The organism is Streptococcus australis, from assembly GCF_019930045.1.
Taxonomy (GTDB): domain Bacteria; phylum Bacillota; class Bacilli; order Lactobacillales; family Streptococcaceae; genus Streptococcus; species Streptococcus australis_D.
Map to the genome: position 1 here is coordinate 1 of NZ_JAHZQQ010000040.1, position 18900 is coordinate 18900.

Genomic DNA, 18900 nt, shown 5'->3' on the forward strand with positions numbered 1-18900 from the left:
TTCTAGTAAATGTGTTGCAACTCTACTATACAGGATTTATTCCTTTTTGTGTTTACACAACTTATTGTACACTACCACGAAAAAAATTATCTGAACAATTGAAAAGAGGAGAAATATGATATCAATTATTAATTTATATAAAAAAATAGGAAGTAAGGAAATATTTAATAATTTTTCTTTAAATATATCTGAAGGTGAATTTGTGGCACTTGTTGGACCAAGTGGTAGTGGGAAGACGACATTGCTTAACATTATAGGCTTAATTGATGATCAATATTCTGGCGCTTATTCCTTTGAGGGAAATGAAAACATAAAGATAAATTCTAGAAAGTCACAAAAGATAATAAGAGAAAAGATTAGTTACCTATTTCAAAATTTTGCATTAATTGATAATGAGACAGTAAGGTATAATTTATTGTTAGCTTTAAAATATGTTGATTGTAATAAGAAAGAAAAAATACGTAAAATCAAAACCGTATTAGCTAAGCTTGGCCTAGAAGAAAAGCTAGATTCAAAAATTTCGGAATTATCAGGAGGTGAACAACAACGAGTAGCTGTAGCACGAGTCCTTTTAAAACCGTCTTCTTTAGTACTCGCAGATGAACCAACTGGGTCGCTTGATAAAACAAATAGAGATAATATCATACATTTATTAAAGCAAATGAATCAAGATGGAAAAACTATAGTTATAGTGACACATGATTTGGAGGTTGCGAATGAATGTGATCGTATTATTAATCTCAAAATTTAAAGTTAAGTGTAGAATGTAGAAATAGTTTTTCCTCCAATTATTAAGTCAAGTGTAACAAAGTTGTTTGAGTTCGATCAAACAGCTTTTTTAGGTGGTTAAGAAATTCGTAAGGAAGCAAATGATTCAATCCGAAAATAAGTGGACCTCCATATACTTAGACCAAAGAATTAAAGTGACAATCTTGGAAAAGATTAATGATTGTATTAAACAGTATACAACGGATAGTACTATTTAGTGGTTTAGAACCGAACTTGTATTTATTTCGGTTTGTCAAATATGAATTCTAAATTTTAAGAAGGGGAATGAGTTACTAAAAAGTTACTAAAATTTGGAAAAAGTCCCAAAACTTTTATCAAGCAGATGTGAACCCAATTCGTACAGCAACGACTAGAGCAAAAGCTGTTCAAGTTTCTGGTAATATCTATTACTGGGAAACAGACGAACCTGGAGCTTTTGATGCCCTTCTTCCAGGTATTGCTGGACTTGGGGGAGCCACTGCCAAGGTAAAAGCCGGTTTCATTTTGGAAGAGGGCCATTATACACCAATTGTATTTGTAACAGGTCTCAATGAAAAGTTTGATTACAGCAAATACAATGATTTCCGTGTTTCACTCACAAAATAAAGACATATTCAACGCCCTTAAAATTGATAACACCCCAAAAGTTAGATTTCCATCTATACTTTCAGGGTGTTTTCTTATAACCTAATATACATAAGAAATCAAAACTTCATCGCTCTAATTCTACTTATTATATTGTTGAAGTGCTTTATTATATGCTTTACTGCCTTTTTGGTAATATTCATGTTCTATTCCAGATATATCGACTGTAATGGTGCCATCCTTAACTTTATATTTTACTGTTGAATCAGTTCTACCTTCTCCTGATAAAAGGAAGGTGTTACTTTCTTGATCAATTGTAAAACTATCAGGCTTCTCTAATCTATAAGATAGAGCGATCTGTGATCAAAAAAAGTTTTGTGACTAGTCAAGAGTATCCTGAACTTTTAAACCAAGAGAATTGGAAAACAATTAAGACTTGCTGTGACAATCTAAAAGTATGGCTCATCTATGATAAAGGAAAATCTATAGCTTATGTTTGGGATAAAAATAAGCTAACAGACAAAGAGGCAAAACAAAAAGCTGAATTGAAGTTACTATTAATGTGAGGAAAACGATGTATCAACCAGAAAAACTAAAAGCTCGTAGAAAAGAGCTAAAAAAGACTCAAAAAGATATTGCTGATCAGTTGGGAGTCAGCTATCAAGCCTATTCCGCATGGGAACGTGGAGTAAAACAACCATCTAGAGAAAAAGTGCAACAACTAGAGCAGATTCTAAATGTACCAAAAGGTTTTTTTACAGAGATCGAAATCGTCCGACTATATAATACTTTATCAGATGAAGGTAAGAATAATGCACTTAATTATGTCAGAAACCTAGTTCAAAAAGAAGCTTATAAGAACGTTGTTTCAATATCAGCAAAACTATACGAATATCATGTTTACGAAAAAATGTCTGCTGGTATCGGTTCAACGGTTTATAATGATCAGGATTATAATACTGTTTATTTTGATAAAGAACTAGCTCAAAAAAATGAAGCACCTATTCCAAACCTATTGGCTCGAGAATTTGACCAAGAAAAGCCACTTGAAGCAAGTGTAACAGATTTGACCTACGTCCGTGTTGGAAATCGTTGGGCTTATGTTTGATCATTGATCTCTTTAACCGTGAAATTATTGGACTGTCAGTTGGGTGGCACAAGACTGCAGAGCTCGTCAAACAAGCCAATCAAAGCATTCCTTACGCGCTTACCAATGTCAAGCTGTTCCATTCTGACCGTGGTAAGGAGTTTGATAACCAGCTGATTGATGAGATGCGGCATCGCTCGGTCTCTAAGTCAAGCAGCTTGTCCCTATGACAACGCCGTGTCTGAAAGTACTTACCGTGCCTTCAAACTCGAGTTTGTCAACCAAGAAACCTTCCATTCGCTGAAAGAACTAACCTTTAAAACAAAGGACTACGTTTACTGGTGGAATCATCACCGCATTCACAGCAGTCTGAACTACCAAACCCCAATCGCTAAGCGAATCAGCGCTTTAAAAAAAACACTTTATAAATTTTGTATAGAAAAGTGTTGCCTTTTCATATCTCATTTTTTTACTTAAAGCCTTGACAGACTTGACAAATGGTAGAAAAGAGCCTAAAAAGGCAGAGTCCTGATAAGTTCTACCTTAAATTTCGTTATGAAACAAGTTTATTTCTTTCTAACGTCCTCAAGAACCTCATCGCCTTTCAACTCAAAGACTCTGTGATTCTATTATTTGTAAAACTTCTTTCATATTTTCAACTTTCCATTGCGCTTTGTCATTAAAAAATGGTAATCGGCTATCATAATAACCAATAGTTGCAATTCCGGCGCTAGTTGAAGATTCAATCCCAGAGTATGAATCTTCAATTGCAATACATTGTTCTGCTTGCAATTCTAACTTATGTAGCGTTGTTAAATAGATAGACGGATTTGGCTTACTTTCTAAAAAATTCTCTCCGCTAACGATGACATCAAAATATTTTTTTATGTCACACCTTTCTAAAACTTCATTAATATGCTCATATTTTGATGATGATGCTACAGCTAATTTGATTCCGTTTTTCAATGCATAGTCAATAATTTTTAGAATTTCTTTTCTAAAAAGTAAAGAATAATCAATTTTTTCATATCTCTCATCACTAAAAGAAGCATATTCTTTTTCTATAGTTTTTATATCATATTGTTTCTCAATAAATTGCTGTAAAAGCCTATAAAGATTAAAATATGATTTACCAACTAATACCAATAGCTCAGTATCTTCGTAACTAGATTTTGGATTAAGGTGTTTGATAAAATCTTTCTGTATTAGAAAATCTTGGTACTCTGTATCAACTATAACTCCATCCATATCGAAGATTATACCTTTCAAATTCATAAATCCTCCTTTAAAATCAAAATCTATCATATATAATACCCGTGTTGCTAGTTGATAAAAAATCCTAAATTATAGACCAAAATAGCCCGTTGGATCTCTAATTGCAAACCTGCTAAAGAGCGAGCAAGCGGATGTTCAATGTTAAACAATGCATTTAGGACAGAGATCCGAGTTTCGATGGTCCTTCGGATTGTCAGGATAGCAGGATTGTTGTGCTCAGCTGCTCCTTTCATATTTTTACGAATCGGCGTCAAAAAGTCTATTCCCTTGGCTTCCAATCGTTTTTTCAGTTCCTTACCCAAGTAGTCCAAATCCGCTAAAACAGGAGAATAGGGGATGGCATCCAGCAACTCTTCTGCCACCTGAATATCATGGACCGAGACAGGCGTAACCAAGTAATCCAAAATATAGCCCGACTCTGTCACCGCCAGATGAATTTTAAAACCATAGAACCACATGTTTTTGGAAGCGCAGTAGCCGATGTTGGCCACCTCATTCAAGACCTTGGCCTGATGATTTCTAACCGGCTGACACAAGAGGACTGGAAAGCTGTCGATAATGACTAATTCATCAAAATCCAGCTGATTGAAATAGAGGCAAATCAGCTGAAGCAGGGGCATCAGATAATGAACACGGCGATAGAAGCGGCTTCTCTCCAATCCCTGAATCCGAAGAAATTTCGGATAAATTGATAAAACTTTCGCTGTGACTTCATCCCAATTTCTGCCTGAAATTGCATCAAGGTTAAAACAGAAACATTCGAAACCTTGCATTGCTCTACATTCTTGCGGTGGATCAACTCATCAGGAGCGACTTTTTGATATAAGTCACGGCAGACTTTACGAAGCTGCGGCATACTGAGTTGAAGGTGATGGCGATTCGGTGTATAATGGAAAATGTCCATTTGGTTTACCTCCCTGCTATTTTTCTTCACTTGCAGTGTACACCAAATGGGCTTTTTTGTTAAGTCAAATCAACTATCAGCAGGAGTATATAATATCTAATGGATTCTTAGATATTATATCAGGAGAAATAGTAAATTTTCTTGTTTTATACCAATTGACACCAACAGCTAGTACATTTGCTTTTTTGGCTGAGATAATATCTGCATCTGAATCACCAAAGAATATCGCATCTGAGGGAGTTGCATTATAATGGTCAAGTATCTTCAAAATTCCTTCACTATCAGGTTTAGAATTAGCAACATCATCATCAGATACAATGTAATTAAAATATTTTTCTAATTCTAATTTCTTCATACTTATTTGTATACTTTTTCGCCCCTTACCAGTAAAAACAGCAAGTCTTTTTCCTTTGTAATTTAATTTTTTTAATAGCAAAGTAATATTTTCAAATACTTTATTTTGAACAATAAAATGATCGTGTAAATTTTCATAAAGAATGTAAAATAATTCGACTGCTTCATCAGCATATTTTTCTTCTACATGGCTCCTTATAATATCTTCCTCACTACCTCCAAATAATGATTCAATATCCGAATCACTCATCTTGATATTTTTATATTTTTCAAACACTATCCTGAAGCAACTAAAACAAAGAGGGAGTGATTCAATAATAGTATTATCAAAATCAAAAATAAATATTTCTTTTTTGTCAATCATTTTAGTCCTCTATAATAGTTTATATAATCAAGATATTCTTGTTCAATGTTATAAGGAAGGGAGTTATAATTGAAATAACTTAACTCCAGCGTTTCTTCTGAACTTACATTCAATTCTCCCGTATAATTAATCGCTTTGTATAGAGAGGTAACTACATAGATTTCATCTTTGTTTTGCAGAACAAAATGATAATCCTGCCCTGAAAAAGTATGAATTAACTTCAATTCTTCAATTGTTAATCCTGTCTCCTCAAATACTTCTCTAATTGCCGTTTGTTCAAGTGTCTCTCCTACTTCCAATAATCCACCTGGCAATCCCCATGTTCCTGAAGAACGTTTTTGAAGCAACACTTGATCTAGTTCATTTTCAATAATAACATTTGAACCTACTAGAATAAGCAAGTCATTACCTATCTTTTTTCGAATTGTTGACACGTAATTTTCTGTTGGTGTGTTAAGCATCTTGTATCACCCGTTTCTTTATCTCTTCAGCATTGATATGAATGTTTCTTAAAATATTAACTATCATTTCGATATCTGCATACGTTAGAAATGGATGCATAGGTAAACAAATTATATTTTTGGAAATATTTTCAGTATTTTCTAAAACAAGATCATTGTATTCAGAATAACAATCCATTTTATGTATAGGAGGAGAAAAATAATTTCTTGTTGGAATACCCTCTCTATTCAAACTCTGAACAACTGTATCTCTATCTAACCCAAATGACCTTGCATGCACTACTATGCATAAATCTTTATATGTACTAATTTGGTTATCCGGTATTTTTTGCAACGATACTCCTTCAATTTCAGATAATAACTGTCTATAATAATTGCCAATCTTTTTACGCTCCGATAGATTTTTGTCAATTACACTCAATGACATTAGACCAGTTATAGCTGCCAACTCACTAAGTCTAGCATTAACACCAATCTCAGTACAATTATAATCTCCCGGATTTCCATATTCTCTTAAAAGTCTAATTTTGCTATCAATTTCTTTATTTTTACTTACGACAATTCCCCCTTCACCTGTAACTAGAGTTTTTGTAGGAGAGGTACTATATACTGAGATATCACCAAAGTTTCCCAAATGTGTTTTGTCAATGGTACTACCAAATGCGTGAGCAGCATCATAGATAAGTTTAAGATTATGGGTTTTAGATACCCTTTCTAATTCATATACTTCTGCTCCAACTCCGAATATGTGCACAGCAATAATTGCTTTTGTTTTAGGAGTGATATATTTTTCAATGTTATTTGTTTCGATTGTAAATGTTTCAGAGTTGCAATCTACAAAAACAGGAATAGCTCCAACCTTTTTAATTGCATGAACAGTTGCACAAAATGTAAAACTAGGGACAAGGACTTCATCACCACTTTTTATTCCCAATGCTTCTAATGCTAAAATTAATCCTATAGTCCCAGAAGAGACAGCAGTTACATAGGGAGCTCCTAAATAACTGCTCACCTCAGACTCATACTTTTCTAAAAATCTCCCTTTTGAGAGCATCCCAGTTTTAAAAACTTCGTTAAAGTATGACTCATATTTTGATTCTGAATAAGTAGGAAACATAGGTTTTATAAATTTTAATTGACTTGAAAACGCTGGTTTCCCACCTAATATTGCTAATTGTTTCATATTCTAACTCCTTAATTCAAATATTCCTTAGTAGCAACTTTTACGTTGCTATATATATCGCAGAATGGATTATTAATTAACCCTGATTTCATGCTATTTGCAATTTCTTCTACTCCAACTTCAATAGACTTCAGTGATGAAAAACCCAACTGCTCTATTTTATCAAAAGAAACACTATAGCTTCGATTATCTTCCTTTAAACCATCTAAGTTTACTTTAGTATTTCCAGTAGCTTTTGAAATTATGCTAGCTACTTCAGTAAGATTATAATTTTCAGAATTATTACCAACATTAAATACTTCTATACCGTTATCTGTATATTTATTTTTACATCTTTCTTCAAAAAGCAAATTGATAGCTCTGGCCACATCTCCACAATGAATAAATGGTCTCTCTTGCTGACCGCCGTAAACATTTATAACTCCGTTATTTAATGCAGAGGCAGTCATTACATTTACAGCTAAGTCAAATCGCATCCTCCTCGATAAACCAAAAACGGTACAAAATCGCAATATGATAATATTCAACTTATCCTTATAATTTAATAAATCTTTCTCTGAAAGTAGCTTTAGCTCTGCATAATAATCAACAGGATTGGGAATACTATGTTCATCAAACTTATCTTTACCAAAACCATAGACACTACAGCTTGAGGCAAAAATAAAATTTTTCACCCCCTTTTTGACTGCACATTCTACTAGATTTCTTGTTCCACGAACGTTAATATCGTAAGCGATATCTTTGTCAACAACACATGAAGGCTCTCCAACTAGACTTGCCAAATGAATAATTGTATCAATTTGATTTAGGGATTTCAAAATGTCCTCTTTGATTCGAATGTCCCCCTTAACTAATTTAAAACGTTCTGAATATAAAAACTCAGATAGTGAATCAAAACCAAATATACCGCTGTCTAAAACAACAACCTTATTTTCTTGATTATTTAGCAATTCTTCAACTAATCTTGAACCAATATAGCCACAACCGCCTGTCACCAAAATATTACTCATGAATCATTCTCCTTTTTCCATATTGTCTTGTTAATATAACAATTATTCCGAAAACAACATCAGTAGATTTAATCAATCATACTATCTTTCAGGGTGTTTTCTTATAACCTAATATAAATAAGAAATCAAAACTTCATCGCTCTATTTCTACTTATTATATTGTTGAAGTGCTTTATTATATGCTTTACTGCCTTTTTGGTAATATTCATGTTCTATTCCAGATATATCGACTGTAATGGTGTCATCCTTAACTTTATATTTTACTGTTGAATCAGCTCTACCTTCTCCTGATAAAAGGAAGGTGTTACTTTCTTGATCAATTGTAAAACTATCAGCTTCTCCGTGTTTTATTGAACCTCTATTCCCTTTTATAGTAAATGCTAATTCATTTCTTTCACTTGATATCCAATAGTATTCGCCATCCAGAGATTGTTGCTTATTTTTAGTGCAAGCAATTAGCGTAATTATTGATAATGACAACAATAATATGCTAACAAATTTTCTCATGTTTCTCGCCTCCTTTTATAATATTACTACACCAAAATAATGTTACAAAGCTGTATCAATGTCTGTTATAATAGAAATTTCAAATAATGTCCATTATAACAGACATTAGCAAATTTTAGAAAAAGATCTATATTTGGCTATAGTTTTACTAAATCTCTACGACTATAGATTAAAAATGTATACACTTCTATACAAATAATAGAAAAGGACTCAGTCATGTGCAATACAGAACTAAATCCTTTGGATAGCCTATTTACCTAACTTTTTTGGAGTCAGTACAATCTGGTTGCTAGGGCTTTATTATGCTATATCTTACTAGGGATGATGATCTTTTTCAGGATTGCTCATAATATGTGTAAATATTTCTTTATATTTATATTTCAGATATTTTTCGTGTAGAATGAATAAAGCTACGTAAACAATCATAAAAACAATAGATAAATACAGCGTATCAAATGTGCCATGTCCAAAATAAGTTGCGGACTCATAAGATCCAATAGCTCCTAAGATCAACCAAGGAATATACTTGTAATACTTAGTTACCATAACACAGTCCCTCCTTATAGTTAATTAGTATTTTCATCATTTAATCAACTAATCAGCCTTCCCAACATCAAGACCATTGGACTCCTTTTGTGATTGCACTCGAATCTCCAATTGTTTATTCTTCTGAATAAACTGTTGGTAAGGAATTGTATTACTAAACATAAAAACACCTAGTAATGCAAATGTAACTAATTTTTTAATTCCACGTTTTTTTCTCATGCAATGAAACCCCTTTCTGTTTCCTTATTTTTATTCTAACATATGTATTTTATTCAGTCAATTATTTTTATTGCGTTTTGAACTTTTTTTTTTTTTTATTACTATAAAGAATTATTTATTCTTTTAACTTGCTATTTTGAACTAAAAATTTTATAATGAAATTAAGCAAATAGGAAGGTTTATTATCTTTAATGAATACACTCGCAGAGAAATTCAGATTGAAAAGAAAAGAGTTGAGACTCTCCCAACAAACTCTTGCAGAAGGAATTTGTGAACAAAGCCAGATTAGTAAAATTGAGAGAGGGCATTTCATTCCCTCCGCAGACCTTTTGTTCAAACTCTCACAACGACTTGAAGTACCATTAGATTATTTTTTTAATGAACAAATTGAAATTAAATCTAACCTCTCTAATTTCAAGCAATTATCTGCTCGACTATTAGATGACAGAAATTATGAAGATTTGGAATATATTTATAGAATAGAGATTGAACGAAGTACTTTTCTAACACTAGAAGACCGAACTTACCTTGAATGGATTAAAGCTATTATTGACTTCTATCAATATGACAGTAAGTGTGAGGCTATTTCTTCATTGGAAAATATATTATTAAAAGTCTCCTCAAATACTCTGATTTATTTAAAGGCATTGAATACTCTATCTAATTTCTATTCCTTAGTGGGTCGTGAACAAGAATATGAGGCAAACTACTCTCATTTAATGGAGTTATATCAGACAAAAAATTTTGAGCATCAAGAGTTTTTATTTGGCTACATCAGAGTTCGTTACAACTACGCTCACTACCTAGTGTCAAAGGAAAAATATAACGAAGCTATCCAAGAAGCTCTTGAGACGATTGAACTCTGTAAACAAAGACAGACAAGCTACCAACTGGCTCCCCTACTTATTCTTGTAGGAAATGCTGGAGCCAAATTTCTAGACAAAGAACAAGTCAAAAATTATTATATAGAAGCAAGAGAGTTATGTAAGATTTATAACAATCCTTTAATGTTGATGAAGATAGAAAATTATTTGAAGGAATTAGATACTGTATAGTTAATCTTGACATTATAGTTTTTCTGAAACGTTAAATAACCTGTAAGGCTGATAGTGATATTAATACTATCAGCCTTATAATTTTTTCATGGTATCTCAAATAACTATACTGATTTTGTTTCCCGTTCTAATTTGGTAACATTTTGATTTCTTGTGTTATAAAGTATAATCCAATTTCTTTGATTAAGCTAATTTACATGAAATATAAGCTATTCGGTTAAGAATAAGCTTAAAAGTTTTTTGAAGTAATCTATTCAGCACAAAAAACACCTATTCGGTAAAATAGGTGTGAATAATGTTATTTATATCCATATTGTTTTAGAGCGTTTTTATATGCTTCGCTACCTTTAAGATAGTAGTCATGCTTAACTCCACTAATATCAACAGAAAAGACCCCATCTTTAAATGAATATTCTTCTATTCGACTCGCAATGTTTTGTCCAGTTAATTCGATCGTATTCTTTTGTTTGTTAATGGTAAAGCTGTCGGCTTCTCCATGCTCAATGGAAGCATTTTCTCCTTTAATAGTAAACGCCAATTCGTTTCTTTCACTTGAGATCCAATAATACTCACCATCTAAAGATTGATAGTTGTTTTTAGAGCAAGCAATTAACGAAATGGTTGATAATGAAAGTAGTAGTATACCTATTATTTTTCTCATAGTTTTAGCCTCCTTCTATAATTTTAATTTTACCAAAATAATATTACAAAACTGTATCAATGTCTGTTATAATGGAAATTTCAAATAATGTCCATTATAACAGACATTAGTAAATTATAGAAAAAGATCTATATTTGGCTGTAGTTTTACTAAAACTCTACGACTATAGATTAAAAATGTATACACTTCTATTTTACAAGTTCAACTTAAGAAAATCCCAATTACAACCATTTAACAAGTAATATAAAAAGAGTTCTACACTTTCAGTAGAACCCTTCTTATTACCAGTATTTTGATTACCTAGTTTTTTCTATTTTAACGCTTCTTTAATTTCACCAACTGTTGCAGCAACACTTTTATCGTGGAATGATTTTAGTTCCTCATTGCCATTTTCATCAGTTGATTCCACAGGATTACTATAGTCATCAGTTAAGCTAGTTGTATATCCTCCTGATTTATCTGCAATAATCAATTTACTGTCTGGTAAATCAGAAAAGTAGTCATTAATTTCTTTTTCTGATTTACCTTTTAATAAATCTTTATAAATTTCTATAGTTTTGTTTTCTCTTGTTATGCCACTAGTAGTCTCTGCAATAGCTGGTTTAAATAAAACATATGAAACCAAACCCAATGATAAAACTGAGAGAGTTACTAACATTTTTTTCTTTGCCATCTTTCTACCTCCTATATTAAACAGGATTACTTACTTTATATCTTGATCCTGTTTTAGAATTATATGTTTTGAAAAATGTTCCCCGTCGACTATTTACAGCTACATACCCACCATCATTTACTACAACCGAAATACCATATCCATCTTCTACTAAACCACTATCGCCTTGAGCTTGCCAATACAAGTAGTCTCCACTACCTCTAGATGGTTTAAAGCGTTCTTCACCATAGCGCCAACCTCTTGCATAAAACGGATTAGATTGATACTCTTGATTTGGATATAAGACATGCACACGAGTCGGAATCCAAGCACCAAAGAATGTAGTGCCAGAAGGAGTTTCTTGGTTTTGGGAAATATCTTGCGTAGCTAGATATTTTTTATAGTCAGCTACTTTCATTACCTTTCCTTCACTAGCCACCTGTTCTGACGGAAAATTATCGCTCCCATCTTTGTTAGTTATAACACCTCCTCCAGGGGTGGTTAATACATATTGATCATCCTCAAGACCTTGAGTTACTTGTTCAATCTGTTGACTTGTCATTCTTTCTTCTGCTTTAACGATAGTTCCTGTACACAACACAACACTTGCACCAGCAACTAATCCCAATGCTAATAATTTTTTCATTTTTCCTACTCCTTAGTAACTTATGTACAGCTGTATATAATTATAACTACAATAATAAATTTATAAAAATTTAGCCTAACAAATTTTATGTTATACAAACCAATGTACTCACCTCCAATTGCTATCTAACATAACAGCAACCCCATATAATTACATAGTGATAATTAAGGAACACGAGAAAATAACACCTGATCGCCTCCTAAAATATTTTCTTTTTATTTGCTTTTCATCTAACTAAAGTATACAATACATTCAGAATTACCAATTATTTTTTTAACTATTTTCAAGTTGTTTTAGAGGTTATATTATGAGATATGATTTTGGTAAAATTTATAAAGAAATTCGAAAATCTAAAAATTTAAGACAGTCAGATGTGTGTGGAAATGTATTGTCTACTACAACTCTTTCTAAGATAGAAAATGGGAATGTTGTTCCAAAGTATGAGAACATGGCTTTCTTACTTCAACAAATCAATATGAGTTTTGATGAATTCGATTATATATGTAATCTTTATCGTCCTAATAAACATACTGAAATAATTAATGATATAAGTAATCTTCATACAATTAGCGGAACACAACAACTTGAATATATTATAAACAAATGCGAGTCTTATCTAAAAACCAATTACGATATCTCTATTCAAAAATTTTACTATTCTTTGAAGATAATACTTCAAATTAGAGAGCATGGACTATCCAACAAGGATTTACTGACGAAAGATCTTGTAAGTTGTTTGTGGAATGATCTAGAGCATCATGATACGTGGTATGAATCAGATTTTAAAATTTTAAATTCTATTCTTTTCTGCCTTCCTTTAGAGACAATTATAGATACTACACAGTTAGTACTTCAAAGACTAGAAAAATACTCTAATTTCCATGATATATTACCCTTAAAGCTTGCAATACTATCCAATCTATCTACTGTTTATTTTTATTATAAACACTTTCCTATGTGTAGTTATATCTGCTCAATAGTTGTTGATACAGCAAAATTACTTAAGCGATACGATGCAATTGCTTTTCATTCAATTAGAATTGGAATATGTGATTCCAATGAGGAGCTAGTACACAAAAATATTGAAATACTTCGATTGCTTGAGGAAACTGATCTATTAAAAATTATTGAACATGAAATAGCCTCATTAAATGCCAATGAAATACTAGATGATAAGAGAACCCCGTGGATGTTGTAATTTTTGTACTCTAATGTTATATATTGAGGTAGTTTCTTTTTCAAAATCTTTCTTTGCTAAAAAAACTTTGTAAGATACTTTACATCTATTTAAGAAATTTTGATTCAAATTTTATGAAATCAATCAGTAAATATCGTTCTGAAAAGTCTCGATATTAAGCTGCTTTTAGTCCAACTGAAACCCATACTTTCCAAACCAGGTCTTAAGAAAGGAATATTTCGATAATTAGCTACACCATTCAACTACTTTTAACTGTTATTTATTCAATAGTAATTTTTTACATTGACACTAAACTATTTGAAAACAAAGAATTCTAAATCTATAAAAAGTACAAAACAGTAACAATTCAAATGGTGTGAACTTTTTGGTGAAATCTAGCTCAATTCGTTTATTTTTAGGGTAAAATTCACACCATTCAATTGAAAGTTATTCAATTAGATGAAATATTTCTTTCTTAAAAACATGTGGAAACATTGATATTAAGCATATATTGAAATTCATTCAAATACGAGGTGTTCAAAACAGATATTACAATTTATAAGTAAAAGAACAAATAACAAAAAGAGGAACTTCACACTAAAGTTCCTCTTCTTTTAAATATCCTAATCATTATTTTTATTTCAAAAAAGGTAGTGAAAAAGGTAGAGTTTTAACTTGCATCACTACAATACAAAACTCTTTGGGTGTATTTATTTTCATCACAAATTTTACTTATTTATTTATATTTTCCTAAAGACCTTCTAAATGTACATTAAAGTAGAAAAAGCACGTCATTGGATCTTTGAAAAACATTACACTATTTTTATTCGTATGTTAACTTGATTGAATCTTTTTCTTCAAGCATTTTTTTAATGTTAATGACAGGTAATAAGAAGTTTGGGAACTCATTACCACGAGTGATCATGTCAGATACAATAGGCCGAATATAGGACCAAAGAATTGCTAAACCATTCTCTTTAAGAAAAGTTTCAAAACTAATATCAAATTCTGTTTTGTCGTATATAAACGAAAATTCTCCAACAATATCTACAATAAGCTCAAAAGCAGAATCATCTGAATGTATATTTCCTTGCTTTGTTATTAAGTTAACGTAAGCAAGATTTTCAGACTTTCTTATTAAAATTTGTGCAGTTAATTCAGGTTTTAAATTAATAGTACTATTTGTTTGATCAAAACTAGGATTTCTTCGATATGATACTTCATTTAAAAAATAATCTTTAAATTGTAAAGAGGACATTAAGCTGCCACCTCACTACTTTCTTTTGTTGTAATTAAGTTTTCAGAATCTATTGGGAAATATGAAAAACATGATTTCTTGTTTTTTATAATATATTTAGACATTGCATCTACTTTATTTATAGAATTCAAATCATAAAAATCATTTTGATTATCTAATTGAGAGGTAAAATGTATTTCATCTTTATATTTTTTAGGACTTCCTGACATATTCAAATAATAATCAAATTCATTGTTTACTGAATAGATTTTGTTGGCCTTAATATTTTCAACTAATTCTTGAAACATTGGAGAATCCATCAAAGAAAATTCTTCAGTTCCTAAAAAGTTTGATAATAAACTCATAAAAGCCTCCTTATTTATAAAATATTTGTAATACAATTTAAATCACGGATACAAATTTCTTCTCCATTCTTGCCGTTAATCACTGGTAAAAATGAAATATCAGTATATGTTTTGGACTGTACGGCTTTAAAATTCTTTCCATACTGAGACGCTAAATCAAGTAGCAGTTCAATAATTAACCCTTGATTTTGGTTAAGAAGAGTAGCTCTATTTTTGGCTCCGCTATCTGAAATACCTGCAATCTCACGTTCAATTTCAATATATGCCTTTTGTCGATATTCATCTAATAGACTTTGGTTTGTTGGGTCATCTAAAATAAAAATATTGTCTATAGATTTTATAGTGATTTCGGCATTAACTAATCCGGGCGTAACCCCAGGTTTGCTTAGTTCAAATGATTTATACTTTGCTACATAAGCAGAAGCAATAGTTTTACCAGTATCGTTATTAAAAGGCAGAAAAAAGTAAACACCATTACCCAAGTCGTTCGGATGTCTCTGTTTACTAATACCAGGTTCATATTTTTTATAAGAAAAACCAGCAGATAGGATCTTATTTTTCCTTTTATTGGTGGTGCCGTGCCACCCGCTATATTGTAGCATAGAACCTCCTGATAAAGCTACTACCTTGATTATACTGTTAAAGATTATATAATTCAACCATTAAGGCCTTTTTTGAAAAAATTCTAAACTATTATTAAGTAGGTAATTTTGTATTTGACTTACATTGTACAAAAGTAGTTGAAAAATCTCTGAGAACATTCCTATATCAATAATGAGTTTTTTACAATTGAAACTATAATGTAGGATTTTTTTAACTGTAGTAATGTTATAAAATTAATCTTACCAATAAAGTATCTATAGATCTTTGTATACCTAAAATTTTATAGTAACATTATAAAATTTACATTAATTGTAAAGTGATTTATTATAGCTAAATATAATAGTCTCTAATTAGTTTTTTTTAATTTGTGCAAGTCGTTCTATTAAAATATCGACTGCTTCATTCTTTCGGTTAGGATCTAATTTCGCATAGATATCCATTGTGGTTGAAATAGATCTGTGTCCCATACGTTCTTGCAGTTTTTTCCAATTTGCTCCAGCGTTGAGCATTAAAGACGCATGAGTATGGCGGAATATTTGAAAACCATAATTAGGTAAACCTAACTCTTTTGATCGTTTAATAAGAGTAGCTCGCTCATTTCGATGGGGAAATGTACCTTAAACAGATAAGAGGCTTGCCAAAAACTTTATCTGGAAATAATTTCCCTAATTTAGACTAAAATAAAATGCATAATATCAGTTTTTTGAATACCTGATATTATGCGTTTTTAATTTCAAAGACTTTTAGGAATTACTTGAACTCTCAAATCCCATATATGTTTTTCTGAGTTACATGAAAAGTTTAACTTAATTTGACAAACTAGAAATTATTTGAGTAGATTATTTTCAAAAGAAGACGAGGTAGATCAAAAAACATTTGACACCTTTTATATAAAATTTGTATCTTTCTGGACATATATTTGAATTTTTAATTTAATCATGTTACAATTAAAATTGAAGTCAAAACCAATTAGAAAAGGAATATCCAAACGTGGGTACATTATTAGCAACCAGATTAAAAAATAGACGAAAAGAATTAAAATTGTCCCAGCGAGAATTGGCCGAAGGCATTTGTAAACAGGGGCAAATTAGTCGATTAGAGAGTGGAGAGTTCACTCCGGGGGCGGATTTTTTGCATGCACTTGCTAAGAAATTAAAAGTTAGTATGGATTATTTTTTTGATGAGCAGATTGTTGAGGAGGTTGATGAGTTAGCAGAGTTTAAGAAATTAGCACATACATTTATCATAAATAGAAATTATGAGTCTTTGAAATATATATATGAATTAGAAAATGTAAAGTCTCATCGTTTATCTCTAGCAGATAAATTTTATATGGAGTGGATAAAATCTCTGATAGATTTTTATTTCTATGGGCAACAAGAGGAGGCAGTTGAAAGATTGGAGAAGGTGCTGTCACAGTTAAGTATTTCTGATATGAACTATCTCCAAGTTTCAAATACTCTATTCAATTTTTATTACGATATTGGAGATTTAACGCGATTTGATGAGATTCGAGAAACATTAGAGTATCAAGTAAATCAACTCAATTTAAATACACTTGAAGAGTTAGAACTATTTATTAAGTTCAACTATAACGTTTGTAGATATCTATGGCTGCAGAATAATATTGAAGAAGCTATTACTAAAATCACAACTACTATAAAGCAGTGTCAGGCTTACAGAACAACTTATCTTTTAGCTGATTTGTATTTATTGATGGGAAATGTAAGTAAGGACTTTTCTTCTAAGATTTCGGTAAAAGAATATTTTGAGACAGCACATTTTCTTTATAAATTGGATGAAAATATGTCAATGGCTTTGAAAGTCGAACATTACATTGCAAATATGGCAGAATAATGAAGACGATGTTCAATTGAGCATCGTTTTTTTAATATTGCACAGATACAAAAATGAGTTATATAAAAAAAAATAAAAAAAGTTTATAAAATATATTGACAACATGATGCTGGAGTGCTAAAATAAATGCAAGAAAATTAAAGGAGAGATATATGAGAAGTCTGTTTAGGAAAATTGCTACAGTACTAGTTATTGGATTAATTCTGCTAGGGATTGTAGGGAAACCTCAAATTCATAAAATGGCTACAGAAATTGATCCGGGTCCAGCTAATATTATTCGCAGATGAAAATTAAGCTAGCAAATCGTATTTTTATATCTTATTTTGTCTTTACTTAGTAAGGAAATATCTACATTGTTGGAACTATATTATCTTATTTAATAATGTGAGTTTTAATATTATGTAGTAGAAGAAGTTTGAATGGATAGATCTTTCTAAAAACTTAAATCCATGTGAGTATCAGAAAAGGCTATTAGAATCTACAGTGTTAATTGTCGGTGTAGGTGGCATTGGTTCTACGGTTGTGGAAATATTAGCTCGATTAGGAGTAGGGAGATTCATTATAGTTGATTTTGATATTGTAGAAGAATCAAATCTGACTAGACAAAGCGGTTTTAAAAAATCTGATATAGGTAAATCAAAAGTAGAGGTAATACAAAGAAATATTCAAGCAATTTCTGATTCAAAAGTTGTGACTATATCCAAACAGTTGAGATGTAAGAATGACTTAGAGAAACTTTTTAAATCATATAGTTTTGATATTGCACTATGTTGTGCTGATACTCCAAGTATCGAAATTGACTATTGGTTTGATGATTTAGCACATAAGTATAATAAACCAATTATAGTGGGTTCCTACGCATCTACAGTAATAAACTATTTGCACATTATTCCTGGAGAAACTATTTCTTTAAGAGAGTTCTATGGGAATTTTATGATATCAGATGATCATATTTTAAATAGTAAGACACCGTACAGTGTAATTTCACCGATATCGTATATGGCAGCAGCAATTATTTCCTACAAAGTATTGGATTCCTTGACAGGATTATTAAATATAACAAATTATATCCAAATCGATTGTATGAATTTCGAGGTATATCAACATGATATTAGAAAAATTCAGTAGTAACTTTAAAAACTTGATATTAGGTAGATCTTCTAGAAATATTGCAGATAGTTTTTACTTCATTGCATTGTCGATTGGGTTAATCAAAGTTTATAATATTGAAGCTGGTCAGTTATCTTTATTTACTCTAATAGGTTTTATCCCTAACTTACTTGCCGTTTTTTATGGAAGTTTTGTAAATGATAAATTGTAAAATATAGTGCAACAAAAAAACTCATAGCGTTTCATTGGGGTAAACTGTAAGTATTCACACAAA

At 31.1% G+C, this 18900-nt stretch carries 20 protein-coding genes and 6 pseudogenes; 10 read left to right on the top strand and 16 right to left on the bottom strand.

Annotation, left to right across the window (positions count from 1 at the left end; translation table 11 throughout):
* Positions 1-115: 115 nt before the first annotated feature.
* From K1J10_RS07875 to K1J10_RS07895, 5 genes and pseudogenes are all read left to right on the top strand, one after another.
* Positions 116-751: an ABC transporter ATP-binding protein gene (locus K1J10_RS07875; protein ID WP_014713943.1), complete on the top strand. Its 636-nt coding sequence runs from the start codon at positions 116-118 to the stop codon at positions 749-751.
* A 344-nt stretch (positions 752-1095) separates the two neighbouring features.
* A pseudogene (locus tag K1J10_RS07880) lies at positions 1096-1374 on the top strand (hypothetical protein); the annotation flags it as partial.
* A gap of 299 nt (positions 1375-1673) precedes the next feature.
* A pseudogene (locus K1J10_RS07885) lies at positions 1674-1919 on the top strand (ImmA/IrrE family metallo-endopeptidase); the annotation flags it as partial.
* Between the two features lie 8 nt (positions 1920-1927).
* Positions 1928-2338: pseudogene (locus K1J10_RS07890) on the top strand (helix-turn-helix domain-containing protein); the annotation flags it as partial.
* Positions 2339-2848: pseudogene (locus tag K1J10_RS07895) on the top strand (integrase core domain-containing protein); the annotation flags it as partial.
* A 201-nt stretch (positions 2849-3049) separates the two neighbouring features.
* Here K1J10_RS07895 and K1J10_RS07900 read toward each other — a convergent pair.
* The 9 genes and pseudogenes from K1J10_RS07900 to K1J10_RS10740 all read right to left on the bottom strand — a co-directional run bounded on the left by K1J10_RS07900 (position 3050) and on the right by K1J10_RS10740 (position 9263).
* Positions 3050-3715: an HAD family hydrolase gene (locus K1J10_RS07900; protein ID WP_049474691.1), complete on the bottom strand. Its 666-nt coding sequence runs from the start codon at positions 3713-3715 to the stop codon at positions 3050-3052.
* Positions 3716-3762: 47 nt separating this feature from the next.
* Positions 3763-4619 (bottom strand): annotated as a pseudogene (locus K1J10_RS07905) (IS982 family transposase).
* Between the two features lie 76 nt (positions 4620-4695).
* Positions 4696-5337, bottom strand: coding sequence for an HAD family hydrolase (locus tag K1J10_RS07910; protein ID WP_003005641.1), 642 nt, complete (start codon positions 5335-5337; stop codon positions 4696-4698).
* Positions 5334-5798 (bottom strand): NUDIX hydrolase, encoded by a 465-nt coding sequence (locus K1J10_RS07915; RefSeq protein ID WP_049474690.1) that lies wholly within the window; start codon positions 5796-5798, stop codon positions 5334-5336. Before K1J10_RS07915 ends, K1J10_RS07910 begins: the two co-directional genes overlap by 4 nt.
* The gene (locus K1J10_RS07920; RefSeq protein ID WP_049474689.1) at positions 5791-6981 is read right to left on the bottom strand and encodes a DegT/DnrJ/EryC1/StrS family aminotransferase; all 1191 of its coding nucleotides are present in this window, start codon (positions 6979-6981) and stop codon (positions 5791-5793) included. Before K1J10_RS07920 ends, K1J10_RS07915 begins: the two co-directional genes overlap by 8 nt.
* 11 nt (positions 6982-6992) lie before the next feature.
* Complete coding sequence (locus K1J10_RS07925; RefSeq protein ID WP_049474688.1) at positions 6993-7991, bottom strand: NAD-dependent epimerase/dehydratase family protein; 999 nt, start codon at positions 7989-7991, stop codon at positions 6993-6995.
* A gap of 147 nt (positions 7992-8138) precedes the next feature.
* Positions 8139-8498: a hypothetical protein gene (locus K1J10_RS07930; RefSeq protein WP_049474687.1), complete on the bottom strand. Its 360-nt coding sequence runs from the start codon at positions 8496-8498 to the stop codon at positions 8139-8141.
* Between the two features lie 315 nt (positions 8499-8813).
* A complete protein-coding gene (locus tag K1J10_RS07935) occupies positions 8814-9044 on the bottom strand; it encodes a hypothetical protein (protein WP_049474685.1) in 231 nt (76 codons plus the stop codon).
* A gap of 48 nt (positions 9045-9092) precedes the next feature.
* Complete coding sequence (locus tag K1J10_RS10740) at positions 9093-9263, bottom strand: PhrA family quorum-sensing system peptide (protein ID WP_001227861.1); 171 nt, start codon at positions 9261-9263, stop codon at positions 9093-9095.
* A gap of 191 nt (positions 9264-9454) precedes the next feature.
* Here K1J10_RS10740 and K1J10_RS07940 point away from each other — a divergent pair, with 191 nt between their 5' ends.
* Positions 9455-10318 (top strand): helix-turn-helix domain-containing protein, encoded by an 864-nt coding sequence (locus K1J10_RS07940; RefSeq protein ID WP_023026927.1) that lies wholly within the window; start codon positions 9455-9457, stop codon positions 10316-10318.
* Positions 10319-10616: 298 nt separating this feature from the next.
* Here the strand turns inward: K1J10_RS07940 and K1J10_RS07945 are convergent, their stop codons facing one another.
* From K1J10_RS07945 to K1J10_RS07955, 3 genes are all read right to left on the bottom strand, one after another.
* A complete protein-coding gene (locus K1J10_RS07945) occupies positions 10617-10979 on the bottom strand; it encodes a hypothetical protein (RefSeq protein WP_049474684.1) in 363 nt (120 codons plus the stop codon).
* Between the two features lie 310 nt (positions 10980-11289).
* Positions 11290-11652, bottom strand: a complete 363-nt coding sequence (locus K1J10_RS07950; RefSeq protein ID WP_049474682.1) for a cytochrome c-type biogenesis protein — start codon at positions 11650-11652, stop codon at positions 11290-11292.
* Positions 11653-11668: 16 nt separating this feature from the next.
* Positions 11669-12277 (bottom strand): hypothetical protein, encoded by a 609-nt coding sequence (locus K1J10_RS07955; protein ID WP_223356624.1) that lies wholly within the window; start codon positions 12275-12277, stop codon positions 11669-11671.
* A gap of 307 nt (positions 12278-12584) precedes the next feature.
* Between K1J10_RS07955 and K1J10_RS07960 the strand changes: the two genes are divergently transcribed.
* Positions 12585-13475, top strand: a complete 891-nt coding sequence (locus K1J10_RS07960) for a helix-turn-helix domain-containing protein (protein ID WP_223356627.1) — start codon at positions 12585-12587, stop codon at positions 13473-13475.
* 802 nt (positions 13476-14277) lie between these two features.
* Here the strand turns inward: K1J10_RS07960 and K1J10_RS07965 are convergent.
* The 4 genes and pseudogenes from K1J10_RS07965 to K1J10_RS07980 all read right to left on the bottom strand — a co-directional run.
* On the bottom strand, positions 14278-14712 hold the full coding sequence (locus K1J10_RS07965) for a protein-export chaperone SecB (protein ID WP_223356629.1): 435 nt from the start codon (positions 14710-14712) through the stop codon (positions 14278-14280).
* A complete protein-coding gene (locus K1J10_RS07970) occupies positions 14712-15056 on the bottom strand; it encodes a hypothetical protein (RefSeq protein WP_003002962.1) in 345 nt (114 codons plus the stop codon). Before K1J10_RS07970 ends, K1J10_RS07965 begins: the two co-directional genes overlap by 1 nt.
* Positions 15057-15070: 14 nt before the next feature.
* Complete coding sequence (locus K1J10_RS07975) at positions 15071-15658, bottom strand: hypothetical protein (RefSeq protein ID WP_141751568.1); 588 nt, start codon at positions 15656-15658, stop codon at positions 15071-15073.
* Positions 15659-16009: 351 nt separating this feature from the next.
* Positions 16010-16261: pseudogene (locus tag K1J10_RS07980) on the bottom strand (tyrosine-type recombinase/integrase); the annotation flags it as partial.
* Positions 16262-16649: 388 nt separating this feature from the next.
* Here K1J10_RS07980 and K1J10_RS07985 point away from each other — a divergent pair.
* The 3 genes from K1J10_RS07985 (at position 16650) to K1J10_RS07995 (ending at position 18837) form a co-directional block, all read left to right on the top strand.
* On the top strand, positions 16650-17516 hold the full coding sequence (locus K1J10_RS07985; protein ID WP_049514389.1) for a helix-turn-helix domain-containing protein: 867 nt from the start codon (positions 16650-16652) through the stop codon (positions 17514-17516).
* Between the two features lie 483 nt (positions 17517-17999).
* Positions 18000-18644 (top strand): ThiF family adenylyltransferase, encoded by a 645-nt coding sequence (locus tag K1J10_RS07990; RefSeq protein ID WP_368858607.1) that lies wholly within the window; start codon positions 18000-18002, stop codon positions 18642-18644.
* On the top strand, positions 18622-18837 hold the full coding sequence (locus K1J10_RS07995; protein WP_223356633.1) for a hypothetical protein: 216 nt from the start codon (positions 18622-18624) through the stop codon (positions 18835-18837). Before K1J10_RS07990 ends, K1J10_RS07995 begins: the two co-directional genes overlap by 23 nt.
* Positions 18838-18900 lie beyond the last annotated feature (63 nt).

Excerpts from the sequence above, each read along its gene's own strand:
- K1J10_RS07875 (WP_014713943.1), top strand. The coding sequence starts at position 116 with ATGATATCAATTATTAATTTATATAAAAAAATAGGAAGTAAGGAAATA.
- K1J10_RS07900 (WP_049474691.1), bottom strand. The coding sequence starts at position 3,715 with ATGAATTTGAAAGGTATAATCTTCGATATGGATGGAGTTATAGTTGAT.
- K1J10_RS07910 (WP_003005641.1), bottom strand. The coding sequence starts at position 5,337 with ATGATTGACAAAAAAGAAATATTTATTTTTGATTTTGATAATACTATT.
- K1J10_RS07915 (WP_049474690.1), bottom strand. The coding sequence starts at position 5,798 with ATGCTTAACACACCAACAGAAAATTACGTGTCAACAATTCGAAAAAAG.
- K1J10_RS07920 (WP_049474689.1), bottom strand. The coding sequence starts at position 6,981 with ATGAAACAATTAGCAATATTAGGTGGGAAACCAGCGTTTTCAAGTCAA.
- K1J10_RS07925 (WP_049474688.1), bottom strand. The coding sequence starts at position 7,991 with ATGAGTAATATTTTGGTGACAGGCGGTTGTGGCTATATTGGTTCAAGA.
- K1J10_RS07930 (WP_049474687.1), bottom strand. The coding sequence starts at position 8,498 with ATGAGAAAATTTGTTAGCATATTATTGTTGTCATTATCAATAATTACG.
- K1J10_RS07935 (WP_049474685.1), bottom strand. The coding sequence starts at position 9,044 with ATGGTAACTAAGTATTACAAGTATATTCCTTGGTTGATCTTAGGAGCT.
- K1J10_RS10740 (WP_001227861.1), bottom strand. The coding sequence starts at position 9,263 with ATGAGAAAAAAACGTGGAATTAAAAAATTAGTTACATTTGCATTACTA.
- K1J10_RS07940 (WP_023026927.1), top strand. The coding sequence starts at position 9,455 with ATGAATACACTCGCAGAGAAATTCAGATTGAAAAGAAAAGAGTTGAGA.
- K1J10_RS07945 (WP_049474684.1), bottom strand. The coding sequence starts at position 10,979 with ATGAGAAAAATAATAGGTATACTACTACTTTCATTATCAACCATTTCG.
- K1J10_RS07950 (WP_049474682.1), bottom strand. The coding sequence starts at position 11,652 with ATGGCAAAGAAAAAAATGTTAGTAACTCTCTCAGTTTTATCATTGGGT.
- K1J10_RS07955 (WP_223356624.1), bottom strand. The coding sequence starts at position 12,277 with ATGAAAAAATTATTAGCATTGGGATTAGTTGCTGGTGCAAGTGTTGTG.
- K1J10_RS07960 (WP_223356627.1), top strand. The coding sequence starts at position 12,585 with ATGAGATATGATTTTGGTAAAATTTATAAAGAAATTCGAAAATCTAAA.
- K1J10_RS07965 (WP_223356629.1), bottom strand. The coding sequence starts at position 14,712 with ATGTCCTCTTTACAATTTAAAGATTATTTTTTAAATGAAGTATCATAT.
- K1J10_RS07970 (WP_003002962.1), bottom strand. The coding sequence starts at position 15,056 with ATGAGTTTATTATCAAACTTTTTAGGAACTGAAGAATTTTCTTTGATG.
- K1J10_RS07975 (WP_141751568.1), bottom strand. The coding sequence starts at position 15,658 with ATGCTACAATATAGCGGGTGGCACGGCACCACCAATAAAAGGAAAAAT.
- K1J10_RS07995 (WP_223356633.1), top strand. The coding sequence starts at position 18,622 with ATGATATTAGAAAAATTCAGTAGTAACTTTAAAAACTTGATATTAGGT.